Source organism: Luteibacter sp. (genome assembly GCF_036499525.1).
GTDB lineage: Bacteria > Pseudomonadota > Gammaproteobacteria > Xanthomonadales > Rhodanobacteraceae > Luteibacter.
Window position 1 is genome coordinate 72,124 of record NZ_DASYDO010000019.1, and the last position, 12,466, is coordinate 84,589.

At 63.7% G+C, this 12,466-nt stretch carries 13 protein-coding genes; 10 read left to right on the top strand and 3 right to left on the bottom strand.

What is annotated here, in order from left to right; all coding sequences use genetic code 11:
* The first annotated feature begins 2 nt into the window (after nucleotides 1-2).
* The 8 genes from VGM71_RS03530 (at nucleotide 3) to VGM71_RS03565 (ending at nucleotide 7,060) form a co-directional block, all read left to right on the top strand.
* Complete coding sequence (locus tag VGM71_RS03530; RefSeq protein WP_331542433.1) at nucleotides 3-209, top strand: hypothetical protein; 207 nt, start codon at nucleotides 3-5, stop codon at nucleotides 207-209.
* On the top strand, nucleotides 202-2,040 hold the full coding sequence (locus tag VGM71_RS03535; protein ID WP_331542434.1) for a DNA cytosine methyltransferase: 1,839 nt from the start codon (nucleotides 202-204) through the stop codon (nucleotides 2,038-2,040). The genes VGM71_RS03530 and VGM71_RS03535 overlap by 8 nt, the downstream gene beginning before the upstream one ends.
* Complete coding sequence (locus VGM71_RS03540; protein WP_331542435.1) at nucleotides 2,037-4,571, top strand: DNA methyltransferase; 2,535 nt, start codon at nucleotides 2,037-2,039, stop codon at nucleotides 4,569-4,571. The genes VGM71_RS03535 and VGM71_RS03540 overlap by 4 nt, the downstream gene beginning before the upstream one ends.
* The gene (locus tag VGM71_RS03545) at nucleotides 4,568-4,750 is read left to right on the top strand and encodes a hypothetical protein (RefSeq protein ID WP_331542436.1); all 183 of its coding nucleotides are present in this window, start codon (nucleotides 4,568-4,570) and stop codon (nucleotides 4,748-4,750) included. The genes VGM71_RS03540 and VGM71_RS03545 overlap by 4 nt, the downstream gene beginning before the upstream one ends.
* The gene (locus tag VGM71_RS03550) at nucleotides 4,747-5,748 is read left to right on the top strand and encodes a hypothetical protein (RefSeq protein WP_331542437.1); all 1,002 of its coding nucleotides are present in this window, start codon (nucleotides 4,747-4,749) and stop codon (nucleotides 5,746-5,748) included. Before VGM71_RS03545 ends, VGM71_RS03550 begins: the two co-directional genes overlap by 4 nt.
* A 225-nt stretch (nucleotides 5,749-5,973) precedes the next feature.
* Nucleotides 5,974-6,174, top strand: a complete 201-nt coding sequence (locus tag VGM71_RS03555; RefSeq protein WP_331542438.1) for a hypothetical protein — start codon at nucleotides 5,974-5,976, stop codon at nucleotides 6,172-6,174.
* Nucleotides 6,171-6,797 carry a hypothetical protein gene (locus VGM71_RS03560; protein WP_331542439.1) on the top strand — a complete coding sequence of 209 codons (627 nt, stop codon included), beginning with the start codon at nucleotides 6,171-6,173 and terminating at the stop codon, nucleotides 6,795-6,797. Before VGM71_RS03555 ends, VGM71_RS03560 begins: the two co-directional genes overlap by 4 nt.
* Nucleotides 6,797-7,060 carry a hypothetical protein gene (locus VGM71_RS03565; protein ID WP_331542440.1) on the top strand — a complete coding sequence of 88 codons (264 nt, stop codon included), beginning with the start codon at nucleotides 6,797-6,799 and terminating at the stop codon, nucleotides 7,058-7,060. The genes VGM71_RS03560 and VGM71_RS03565 overlap by 1 nt, the downstream gene beginning before the upstream one ends.
* Nucleotides 7,061-7,230: 170 nt before the next feature.
* On the opposite strand, the gene VGM71_RS03570 is transcribed toward VGM71_RS03565, so the two are convergent.
* Nucleotides 7,231-8,193 carry a site-specific integrase gene (locus VGM71_RS03570; protein ID WP_331542441.1) on the bottom strand — a complete coding sequence of 321 codons (963 nt, stop codon included), beginning with the start codon at nucleotides 8,191-8,193 and terminating at the stop codon, nucleotides 7,231-7,233.
* Nucleotides 8,194-8,493: 300 nt separating this feature from the next.
* On the opposite strand from VGM71_RS03570, the gene VGM71_RS03575 reads away from it, so the two are divergent.
* Together VGM71_RS03575 and VGM71_RS03580 are read left to right on the top strand one after the other, a co-directional pair.
* On the top strand, nucleotides 8,494-9,594 hold the full coding sequence (locus VGM71_RS03575) for an acyltransferase (protein WP_331542442.1): 1,101 nt from the start codon (nucleotides 8,494-8,496) through the stop codon (nucleotides 9,592-9,594).
* Nucleotides 9,595-9,623: 29 nt separating this feature from the next.
* A complete protein-coding gene (locus VGM71_RS03580; RefSeq protein WP_331542443.1) occupies nucleotides 9,624-9,983 on the top strand; it encodes a hypothetical protein in 360 nt (119 codons plus the stop codon).
* Between the two features lie 53 nt (nucleotides 9,984-10,036).
* Here the strand turns inward: VGM71_RS03580 and VGM71_RS03585 are convergent, their stop codons facing one another.
* The gene (locus VGM71_RS03585) at nucleotides 10,037-10,270 is read right to left on the bottom strand and encodes a hypothetical protein (protein WP_331542444.1); all 234 of its coding nucleotides are present in this window, start codon (nucleotides 10,268-10,270) and stop codon (nucleotides 10,037-10,039) included.
* A 127-nt stretch (nucleotides 10,271-10,397) separates the two neighbouring features.
* Nucleotides 10,398-12,374: an RICIN domain-containing protein gene (locus tag VGM71_RS03590; protein ID WP_331542445.1), complete on the bottom strand. Its 1,977-nt coding sequence runs from the start codon at nucleotides 12,372-12,374 to the stop codon at nucleotides 10,398-10,400.
* Nucleotides 12,375-12,466 lie beyond the last annotated feature (92 nt).

Sequence of the window (12,466 nt, forward strand, 5' to 3'; positions counted from 1 at the left end):
TCATGCCGCCCACACCCGACCTCTTCACCGGCTGGTACGACAACCAGGCCACCAGGTGCCGTGAGTACTGGGACAACGGTGTCCGCGGCCGCTACGCCCATCGCTACGCCATCTGCCCGCATGCGCGTCACGCCGTGATGCGGGCTCCATTCGGCACCTATCCCGACCTTCCCTCCAACGCTCAACAGGAGCTTCGCGCACATGGCTGATGGTAGTTCGCAATCCGGGTTCAATTTTCCGAAGCGCCAGATCGCGTCGCGCCTCCTGCCGGGCGAGATCGTGGTGGATTTCTTCGCCGGTGGCGGCGGCGCCAGCGAGGCGCTCCGCCAGGCACTGGGCCGCGATCCGGACGTCGCGGTCAACCACGACCCGTTCGCCATCGGCATGCATGCAGCGAACCACCCGTTTACGCGGCATCTTCCTGCCGACGTGTGGACTGTCGACGTTCTCGGTGAGGTCGCCGGGCGGTCCGTGGGATGGTTTCACGCATCTCCAGACTGCACCGATTTCAGCCAGGCCAAGGGCGGCCAGCCGCGCAGTAAGGCCGTCCGCTCGCTTTCGTGGGTGATTCTGAAGGTCGTCGGAAAGCTAGCGCGCGTCGTCCGCGCACCGCGCATCGTCAGTCTGGAAAACGTCAAGCAGATCCTGAAATGGGGTCCGCTGGTCGCAAAGCGCGACAGGGCTACGGGTCGAGTTGTAACGCTTGATATGGTCCCGAAGGTGGACGCCCACACTGGCGAGATCGTCATGCGTCGCGGCAAGCCTGTAATGGTGCACCGGGTGGCAGAAAAGGGCGAGCAGGTGCCTCGACGGAACCAGTTCCTGGTGCCGAGCAAGGACATGGGTCATCGCGTCCCTCGACGTCGGCACCGCCGACACACGGCGATGGCTCAGGCTTCGAAAATGAAGCCGGTCTGCGCTACCGGTAGCACGTGGAACCATTTCGTAGAGGCGTTACGTGGGCTAGGCGGTGAAGTGGAATGGCGCGTCGTCAGAGCGCGCGACTACGGCGCAGGCACCACGCGCGAGCGCCTGTTCATGGTCGCCCGGTTTGACGGCGCACCGATCCGGTGGCCAGTGCCCACGCATGGACCTGGTCGTGCGAATCCCTACGTGGGCATGGTCCCGCACATCAACTGGAACAACCTCGGTCGGACAATCTTCGGCCGCAAGCGACCCCTCGTGCGCAAGACCATCTTGCGCGTACTGGACGGAGCAAAGCGGGGCCAGTGGCCGCAGCCATATCTCGATGCCATGCAGGCACTGCTGGATGGCCGCGAGCCGCGACTCCTGCTCAACGACGCTGAGGCACGCGACATTCTCTCCAGGGTGCCTGACCTCGACGCCATGGTGATGGCGGTCGGAGGCGGTGGTGTCGCACACGGAGCCAAGGACCCCGGCCCAACCTTCACGAAGGGCGGGAACGGCGCGGCGCCGCATCTGTTCCGGCCGGCCCTCATGCCTCTTCTCTTGGGCACGCAGGGCTCCGCCGCGGCGAAGCCGGTCGACGAGTCCGCCGGCACCTTCACCACTGGCGGGGCGACCAACAAGGATCATCCTGGTTGCGCGCGTCCCCAGCTCTTCCAGCCGATCATCGCGCCGTATTACGGGAGCGGTAGCGGTACAACCGGAACGCCCGTGTCGATGCCGATGCCGGCGGCGACGACCAAGTCCCGGTTCAGTGTTGCGGAACCGGTGATCGTATCGACGTGCAATTCGAACGGGTCGGACCGCGGCCGCGTTGCGTCGGATTCGCTGCCCACGGTGACCACGGCCAAGGGTGGGGATTTTGCCGTCGCTGTTCCGGTGGTGACCGAGTACCGCATCGACATCCTCTACCGAATGCTCGACGCGCCGGAGCTGTTCTCCGCCCAGGGCTTCCCGAAGGGTTACATCATTGACAGGACGGCCGACGGCCATCGCCTGAAAGTCCACCAGGCCATAGGGATGTGCGGCAACAGCGTGAGCCCGCCGCCGCTGCGCGCGATCGCCGAGGCGAACCTCGATTCCGTCCACGAAGAACTGGCGATGGCCGCATGACCGACGCCTACCGCCAGTTCCTCGAACGCAAGGTCCGCATGGCACCGTCCGCGGGCTTTGAAGTCGCCGACGCGGACATCAACCCGATCCTGCTGCCGCACCAGCGCGATGCCGTGTGCTGGGCATGCGCCGGCGGTCGTCGCGCCCTGTTCGAAGCCTTCGGCCTCGGCAAGAGCGTGCAGCAGTTGGAGGTGATCCGGCTGGCCATGGCGCATGCCGGCGGCCCGGGCCTGATCGTGGTTCCGCTGGGCGTGCGTCAGGAATTCCGTCGTGACGCCGCGATGCTGGGCATGGAGACGCGGTTCATCCGTACCAGCGCAGAGGTGGACCCGGAGTTCAGCGGCATCCACCTGACGAACTACGAGAGCGTGCGCGACGGCAAGCTGGACCCGAACGTGTTCGCGGCCGTCAGCCTGGACGAGGCGTCCGTGCTGCGCAGCTTCGGCTCGAAGACGTACCAGACTTTCCTGACGCTGTTCGAGCACGTCCGCTTCCGGTTCGTCGCCACGGCCACGCCATCGCCGAACCGCTACAAGGAGCTGATCCACTACGCCGGGTTCCTCGGCGTCATGGACACCGGCCAGGCCCTTACCCGCTGGTTCAAGCGGGATAGTACGCAGGCCAACAACCTGACCCTCTACCCGCACAAGGAGCGCGAGTTCTGGCTCTGGGTCGCCTCGTGGGCGCTGTTCCTGCAACGGCCGTCGGACCTCGGGTATAGCGACGAGGGCTACGACCTCCCGCCCCTTACGGTCCATTACGTCGAGGTGCCGGTCGACCACGGCAGCGCCGAGGCGGATCGGGATGGCCAGGGCAACCTGTTCCGGGATGCGGCGCTCGGGCTACGCGACGCAGCGCGGGAGAAGCGGGACACGCTTCCCGCCCGCGTGTCCGCCACCGCACGGATCCTCGAGGACAATCCGGGCGACCACTTCCTCATCTGGCACGACCTCGAAGCCGAGCGTCACGCGATCGCCGCGGCCGTGCCTGGCGTGGTCAGCGTGTACGGCGAGCAGGATCTAGACGAGCGCGAGGAAGCTGTCATCGCCTTCAGCGAGGGAAGGATCGCGCGCCTGTCCGGCAAGCCCGTGCTCATGGGCAGCGGCTGCAACTTCCAGCGGCATTGCCACAAGGCGATCTACGCCGGCATCGGCTTCAAGTTCAACGACTTCATTCAGTCCATTCACCGCATCCAGCGGTTCCAGCAGGCGCACCCGGTCGAGGTGTGGATCGTGTACGCCGAGAGCGAGCGCGAGGTGCTGGCGACGCTGCAGGCGAAGTGGACGCGGCATAACGAGATGGTGGGGAAGATGAGCGAGATCATTCGGGAATACGGCCTAAGCCACGCGGCGATGGCCGACGTGCTATCGCGTTCCATCGGTGTGGAGCGCATCGAGGTCAGCGGCCGGGACTGGCTGGTAGCGAACAACGACTGCGTAGCGGAAACGCGGACCATGGACGAAAACTCGGTCGACCTGATCGTGACGTCGATCCCGTTCGCGAACCACTACGAGTACAGCCCCAACTACAACGACTTCGGACACACCGATAACAACGAGCACTTCTGGGCGCAGATGGACTTCCTCACCAAGGAGCTGTTTCGGATCCTGAAGCCTGGGCGGATTGCCGCGATCCACGTGAAGGACCGCATCGAGTTCGGCAACGTCACCGGCGCCGGCGTCCCAACCGTCAGCCCGTTCCACGCCGAGGCCATCGCCCACTATTCCGGCATGCGCGCGCTGGGCCTGCCGGGTCACGGGTTCGACTACCTCGGCCTCATCACCGTCGTGACCGACGTGGTGCGCGAAAACAATCAGACCTACCGCCTAAGTTGGACCGAGCAGTGCAAGGACGGCACGAAGATGGGGGCGGGCTCGCCGGAGTACATCCTGCTCCTGCACAAGCCACAGACGGACCGCTCGAAGGGTTACGCGGACACACCTGTGCGGAAGGAGAAAGTCGCCTACACCCGCGCCCGTTGGCAGATCGACGCGCATGCCTTCTGGCGTTCCAGCGGCCAGCGCCTGCCCACCGTCGACGAGCTGGCCAGCCTTGGCCCGGACAAGCTCGCGAAGCTGTTCACCGCCTACAGCCTGGCCTCGCTGTACGACTACGAATCGCATGTGCGCATTGGGGAGGCCCTGGAGTCGCGCGGCGCCTTGCCCTCCAGCTTCATGTCCCTCGCGCCTGGAAGCCATCATCCGGACGTCTGGCACGACGTCAACCGCATGCTCACCCTCAACGGGGAGCAGACTCGCCGCGGTCTGGAAAACCACATCTGCCCGCTTCAGTTCGACATCGTGGACCGTCTGATCCGCCGCTTCAGCAACGAGGGCGACCTGGTGTTCGACCCGTTCGGCGGGCTGTTCACGGTGCCGCTGCGTGCGATTCGCCAACGCCGCCGCGGCCGCGCTAGCGAACTGAGCATGCCCTACTTCTTCGACGGCGTGAAGCACCTGCAGGCGGCCGAGGCGGAACTGTCAATGCCTTCCTTGTTCGACACCCTTCCGGACATGGACCAGGCGGCATGAAGCTCGTCCTCCCCTTCCCACCCCACTTCCGCGAAGGCTTGCGCGCGATCGCCAACGACCTGCGCGAGTACCGAGCCAAGAATCCGATTCCCGAAGCGGCGCTTCGTCCTGTTCCGCCCCTGCCGCCGGCGACGCCTGCGCCTATCACCCACTTCATAAAGAGGAGCCCGAAGGCATGAACGACGACTCCAGCAAGTATCGGGCGGTGTTCGAAGCCCAAGGCTCTCGTGCAGTGATCGAGGGGGCCATCGTGAACACTCGCTCCAACGGTGCCGCGGGCTTCCACGTTGAGGTTCAGGCCGACATGGGCTTCTTCGTGGGCCAGCGTGTGTGGATATCGCGAACTTCGCCCGCCACCCAGCCGCAACCCGAGCAGGCGGGTGACCCGGCTGCATGGCGATGCTTCCACTGCGACGAGACGTTCACCGACCGCGCCAACGCCGCGCTGCATTTCGGTACGCATGAATCGCAGAACCCGACCTGCACCATTGACGTCACCACGTATCGAGCCATGGAAGCAAAGGAAGCCCACTACTTTGACGAGGATGCGTATATCCACCGTCAGATGTACCGCATGGCGAACGAACACAAGCTCGCGCTGCAGCGCGCCGAGGAAGCCGGTTACGCCAAGGCGCTGAAGGACACGAGATACGCAGCCCCCACAAGTGAGCAGGCGGTGGGGGATGGGGCGGACGAGTCGCCGCTTGCCGGCCACTGGCACCACGGGAAGGGATTCCTTTGCTGCGGTACGTTTCGCATTGCTCGCGAAGACTGGGAAGCCGGCGTGTGCGCTGCCCCTGGTATGCGTACCGAGGTGTTCGACTGGATATGCGAGCGTCTGAACTTGACCACCCCACCGCCGGCTGTCGCCGCGCCTGCCGATGTGACAATTAAGGCGGTCATGAACGTGGTGGATGGAGTGATGTCGGATCACGGCGGAGAAGACCTCGACGACGAAGACGTGCGCCAAAGCTTCGATTCATGCCTGCGCGAACGCCTTTCTGACGCCCTCGTCTCACCTAGCGCCGGGGCGGTGGTGCCGGAGGGGTGGAAGCTCGTGCCGCGCGAGCCGACACCGGAAATGTTCAAGGCGTGCGATACCGTTATCCAGGGATACGGCGCTCGCCTCGTGTGGGAGCGCATGCACGATGCCGCGCCGGAGGTGCCCCGTGGGTGACCTCTTCGGGAAGCCGGAACCGGTGGCACGTACCTACGTGCCGTTTTACTGCTGCGGATGCGCAGGCACTCAATCTAGGGTCTGCAAAAAGCACGGCCGGCGACATTGCGCGGCGGGGAAGAATCGGTGTTCTGTCGGATTCTGCGACGCCTGCTACCTGGGCCTGCCAGCCGCCGCTTCCACGCCGCCACACACCCGCGATGCGGGTAACGGGGAGGTGGGGGCGTGAATTTCTACATCCACTTCATCAGCGAAGAAACCGACCAGGTCATCTCGAAGTGTCGCGTCGGGGGCGTTCCAGCCGTCGGCGACGAAATTCGACTGGCAGGCGAGCGCTACTGGCAAATCACGCGGCGAGTGTGGTGCCTAGATGAGCGCCAGGAAATGGGATTGCAGCGCGTAAACGTGGGAGTCAAGCCAGCATGATCCGCGAACTTCCGATTCTCTTCTCGGCGCCGATGGTTCGCGCCATCCTCGAAGGCCGCAAGACCGTGACGCGGCGGGTGGTGAATCCGCAACCCGACTTCGTGGTCGACGGCATCGCCGCCCGCACAACCCCTGACGACATGCGTCTCGGTCGTCTCGGCAAGGTTATCCGCTGCCCCTGTGGCAAGCCCGGCGACCGGCTGTACGTGCGCGAGACATCTTTCCGCATGCCCCACCCTTCAGATGTCGGCCTTACGCCGAACGACCTTCCGCGCACCTGGCAGGCAGCATGCGATGTCGCCGGACAGGTCCTCTATCGGGCGGACATGGAGTCGCGCACGGCGTCGCTGATCATGTCCGACGGCGAACGTTGGACGCCCTCCATCCACATGCCGAAGGACCGCGCCCGCATCTGGCTCGAGGTGACCGGCGTGCGCGTGGAGCGACTGCAGGACATCAGCGAGGAGCAGGCGCGCGCAGAGGGATCGCTTAGCCACTTTGTCGAGTTGAGCACGATCCCCGGCTTCACGGCCATCTGGGACAGCCTCGCCAAGCCCGGCACGCGCTGGGCCGACAACCCATGGGTCTGGTGCGTGGAATTTCGACGCGTGGCGGTGCGCTGATGGCCATATCTGGCGGCCAGCTGCGTTCGTTCCGGACCGGATGGGCGATCGTGCTGGGCAACTTCGGCAAGGGCCACTATTTCCGCCGCATCGGCGCCGGCGACGTGGCCCTGGCCTCGTGCGGCATGGATGCCTACGTGTCGCTGCTCTACGGCATCGGGACCTACGAAACATGCCGGCGATGCCGGAAGAAACACGGTGCGCCGCCCGACCGTCGGACGTGCATGGAAACACTGAAGGAGGTGCCGCATGGGCGCAGCTGAAAACATCCCGTTCGAGGAACGGGCTATCAATGCCGATGAAGTCGGCGTTCTACTGGGGTGCAGCGGCCGGCAGGTGCTGGAGCGCATTGCGTGCAAGCCGGGATTCCCCGCCCGGCTATCGATTCGCCCGGCCTCATGGATCGCCCGCGAGATACTCGAGTGGCGCGACGCTAATCGAGCTGGTCCGCGAGTTCGTCGGCGGTAGTCTGGTAGTAGATCATCAGGGACCGTAGATCCCGGTGGCCGATCATTCTGGCCAGTTCCATGACGTCCAGCTTCTTCGACAGCCTCCATATCGCCTCGGCACGGCTGTCGTGGAAGTGCAGGTTTTCCACCTCCGCGCGATCGCGGGCCTTGCGGAACAGGGCGTCTCGGAGGGCATGGTTGAGGCCGAATACTGTCTCCCCATCCCTGGGCAGCAATCCGAGGATTTCGCGCGCACGCCGCGATAGCGGAACCTCACGATCATCGCCGTTCTTCGTCTTCGGTAGACGCACGGACTTCGCGGAGACGTTGGACCATGTCAGGCCGACGATCTCGCCCGACCGCATGGCGGTTTCCAGGGCGAAGAGGAAAGACAGCGCGACGCGCTGGCTCGCATTCTCGGGGATGCCGCCGTCATAACCCAGCGCCATAGTCACCCGATCGACCTCGGCGGCGGGCACGCGGCGCTTCCGGCTCGGCGGCGCCGGCGGACGCCGTACGTCGTCGAGCGGGTTGATCCGCATCCAGCGCCACTCACGCCTGGCCACGTCGAAGACCGAGCGGAGGAAGGCAATCTCCCTGCGCACGGTCGCAGCGGACACCGATCGGAGGCGCTCGTCGCGCCACTCGGCGAGGTGGGAGGCGTCGAGCTCCCCGATACGACGTTTCGCGATCGCCATGCGCGCCAGAGAGGCGCACCGTAGGGTTTCCCATCGCTCGCCAGGGCGGGTCGTCGCGACCTCGCGGGCATACCGCTCCAGCGCCTCCTTCAAGGATTTTTCCGGCAGCTTCTTGCCGGTGAGTTCTGCCTCGCGCTGGAGAGCCCAGGCGGCCGCCTCTGCTTTCGTCCGGTGGGACTTCGCGTCCCTATCGCCGTTCTTGTAGACCTCGGCGAACCAGGTCTTTCCGCGCCGTCGTATCGATGCCATGGGCGGCATGCTGACGTAATTTATGACGTAATAGCAGCGTGGACACAGTGGGTTTCGGTGGGATTGGCTATCTCCGAAGGATGGCCTCAAGCCATTGATTGGCGAGGCATAAGTACCCATTGCGGGCACTCGCGGGATAGCGTGGAATTTACTTGAGATTCATCTCTTGGGCACCAATTATAAACGAAGCCTCGCAGCAATGCGGGGCTTCGTTGCTTCCGGGGTTCGGGCGCATGGATCGGCGCTTGATGGCACCCAACCAAAAGTCGCCAGACAGGCACTCACGGGCTTATGAAGCCCGTGAGCATACGCTACCGAAACGTCCAGGGGCTGCGTGCCATCGCGGCGCTGATGGTCTTCTGTAGCCACCTGTTCTGGGACATCGTGCCCATGCGGGCGCATTGGGCGAGACCCTTCGTGACGGCTTACGGTCGATCCGGAGTAGATATCTTCTTCGTGATATCCGGTTTCATCATTTACCACGCGGCGAAGCGCTCGGCCGCGCAAGTAGAGATCGTGGGGCGAGGCCGGGCAGCCTGTGAGTTCGCCATGAAGCGGGTCATCCGCATCTACCCCCTCTACTGGACCGTATTCGCCGCGGCAGCAATCATCATGGTATGGGCCCCGCTTCCTGTGTCGATGCCGAGGCAACCACAGTTCGACCTCCTTATCCTGATCGACAGCATCCCCAACTTTCGGGTTCCCGCTGCCTGGACACTGGCCTTCGAGGTCTACTTCTATGCCATGACGGCGATCAGCATCCTTATCTTTCCGTCACGGATATTCACCGGCCTGCACATCTGGTTCGCGGTTATCGCGGGCGTGATCCTGGTTTCGACGATCTCCGGCGTGCCTGCCCCACTGGATTACACGTTTGCTCCCATCCTTCTCGAATTCCTTCTGGGGGTGGGTGTCGGTTTTCTCATCGACCGTGGCGAGCATCGCCTTCCTGTCACAGCGCTTTGCATCGGCGTGGTCTGCTTCGCCGCCGGCAACCATCACCTGGACCCCTACGCAGGGGGTGCTGCCATGTCGTATCTGGCACGCCTGGTCTGTTGGGGCTTTCCGGGCGCGCTCATCGTCTATGGAGTGATCGCGCTCGAAGTGCGGGGCTCTTGGATCATGCCGAGGGCTTTGCAATACCTGGGCGACGCATCGTATTCGCTCTACCTGTGGCACGCTGTTGTCTTTTACGGTGTGGCCGCATTATTCGTGCATTTCGGATGGGTTGGCGTCGTCAAGTCCACGCTGCTTACCCTAATCATGGCCGCCATTGGATTTGGCATCGGGTTGCTCAGCTACCACTTCATCGAGAAACCTTCGCTTCGCGTGCTCGGAGGACTGTTAGTCTCGCGGAAGCCGGATCCGTCGGCCTCTGCAGCGGACCCGTCGCTAACGTGACAGCCATGAGCCATTGGGTTTGAACTCTTATGACCAGCAATCCGATTCACTCGTCCGCCGGGCTGCCTGCCGAAGCTTCCGCTTTCCTTGCGAAGGCGGTGGCGTCCCGGGCCGCCATGGATCGTGCTGCACGCGATACCACGACAGCCGCCGATGAGCTCCGGCGTTATGCAAAGTTCTCACGCCCTGGCCAGCCTTCGGCCCACATAGTGCAACTTCGGCAACGGCAGGCGACGGCCCGGATGGACTCCGCGCGGGCAAAACAGGCGTTCCTGCAAGCGGCCCAGGGGTTCGTCCATGCCGCGGGACTGCTTTTGCCACCGCGCGTATCGCTGGAATCATTCGTGCTGGGCCGGATGGAACAAGGCAAGAACGACATGCCACGCTGATCCCGACAACAGGAGGTCTGCAGGAACTCGCCTGAGTGCACCCTCGACCGGCGTTATTCTTGCTTCGATCGATCGGCCTTCCAGAACAGGAGGGCCAGAAAGGCGGCGGTAAGAATGATTTTTATCGCGGCATCGAGCATCGGATGGGCGACCCTATCGAACATCCTTATCAGCGAGATCATAAGGCCGCAGTAAATTACGATAGTCGCCCACCCCTGCCAGCTGCGCGGCCCAATTCCCCAGCCCACGCGTTTCGGGCCAAACCAGTAGGTTCGCTTAGCGGCCACGGTAGTGCTCCCTTGATTTCTCGCCGATTCTAGTCCCACACTCGTCCCAATTGAAACGATCGCCACCGTCGTTCCCGGACCACCCGCGACAAGGGGCGACGGTGGAAACCGTCGCCCCCTGCCGAAACTACAAGCCCTGGCGAAGTACCTCAATGTGCCAGCGCTGATCGGTGCTCACCGGACGGAACTGCGATGCCCATTCCGGCGTGATCGGCCGCGGCGTCGCTCCGAAGGGAGCGGGCTGATGGTCGATACCCACGCGGGGGGAACTCGGGTAGTTGGTCCACGGTTCGAGCGGAGTGCCATGCGGATTGACGGGATAATCCTGGAACCGTCCTTCGGCGGCGTGATAGCGCACCTGACCGCCTTCCACGTAGAGTCGATATTGCGCCTGGTCGATGAATGAATGCAGGCGATCCGCACGCCATTGCCACTGCTGTTCGAATGAAATCCGGCAGGATTGCGTGACGACGGCGCGTGTTTGCGAATCGGCGGTCAGGCAACGACCGGACGCGCGGTTCACGTAACGGCTGGAGGGATCGAGGCCCCACATCTGCCGACGATCCATCTTGTCGCACGGAACCAGCACCACGTTGATGTCATCACGCAGGCACTCGCCCATGCCAGTCGCCGAGCGGAGCAACACCGTGATATCCGCCGTGAGATACGGATCGGACATGTCGATCACATAGGATGCCGGCACGTCACGCTTGTCCTGCACGCTTCGCGTCCTGAGGTTTGTACGCTCCCACCACCACTCCGATCGCTGGAGGTCGTAGCCGCCCGACACGGACACCGTCAACCCGTCTTCGTAGTCACCCGGCAGGATCCATTCCGACTGGGTGTTGAACGTGATGCTGCGCATCGTCGAGGTCATCTTGTCCTCGGTGAGTTGGGGCAATCCGGCGCCCGCGCGATTGACCAACACCCCCCTTAGCCTGGGCGCGATCAAGGCCTGCCATTCCACCGAGTCCACCCCGACTGCACGCGAGTTGATCGAGTAATCCTTGAAGGTCGTGCTCAGGCTCTCCGACCAGTTGTAGTCATAGCTGGCGGAAAGATTGAGCGGCATTTTTGCCGCCAGCGCGTCGTCAGCTTTTCCGGTAGCGCTCAGTTCCGATCCGGTGGACCCGCCGATGGTGAACCCTCCCGTCCTGGTCTCGGTCGTGGTGTACTCGATGCGGTCGTCGCTTAAGGGGTAGTGATTGCGGTAACTCGGCGTGACGCCGTTCTCGGCCTTCAGGGTGTGGCTCAGCCGGTACTGATGCGGCAGGTAGGCGCCCCAGAGATTCTTCTGTGTTTTCGTACCGTCGACGGTGCCATTCTTGTTGGTCTTGACTGTCACGTTGGACGACGTGACCATCACGGCCTTGGCATCGGCACTGTTCGTCCGTATCCGCACGACGTCTATGACAGACGAGCCGGAGATTTCACCGTCACCGTCCACGAAGTTCAAGCCGAAGCGGCGGGACGGGTAGGAAGGCTTGCTGTCGTCGTTCTGCTGGACGGACACCTGGGTGGCTACGGCGCTCCGGCTGGTGAGGCGATTCCCTGCCAGGCTCGTGGTGGCCGGAATCGGCTTTACCACCGCCGACAGCAGGTCGGCTGTCGTGGCCGCGCTGGCGCCGCCGGAGAAAACCTGTGTGAACCCGTCGCGGTCGCGTCGCAGGATGACATCGCCTGCCGTGGGCGTGATGCCGAAGATGGACGATACGCGCTTGATGTCGTCAGGCTCCTGGCTATCCATACGAAGGAGGAAGGGCACACCTCGCTCGTATAGCCGGGACAGGACGACGGCCTCGGCATCATCAAGCGGCAGGACGTCGGTCGAAACGATTCCCAGGACGCTACCTGGAACTCCCGACGCCAAGCGATCGATATCTGCCGAAAGCAATTCTCCCGCGGCGAGCGGGCTGGCGCCCCCGCTCAACCTGGCAGTTACGCCGGGGGTGGACGGGCCGCCGAAAGTGATCAGGGTCACTGCGCTCATCCCGAAGGACGAAGCCTTGAGCATGGGCGGGACTGTCAGGGAAAAGGCCGATGGAACCAGGCCGAGGCCAATGGCGAGAGACAGGGTACGGAACGCCAGAGTGGGGATTCTCATGGGGTGGACCTCCTTGTGTTGTCCGGTTTCGACGCTAGTCCCAGCTGCCGCTACGCAAGTGAGATAGTTCTCACCACACATGACAGGCGCTG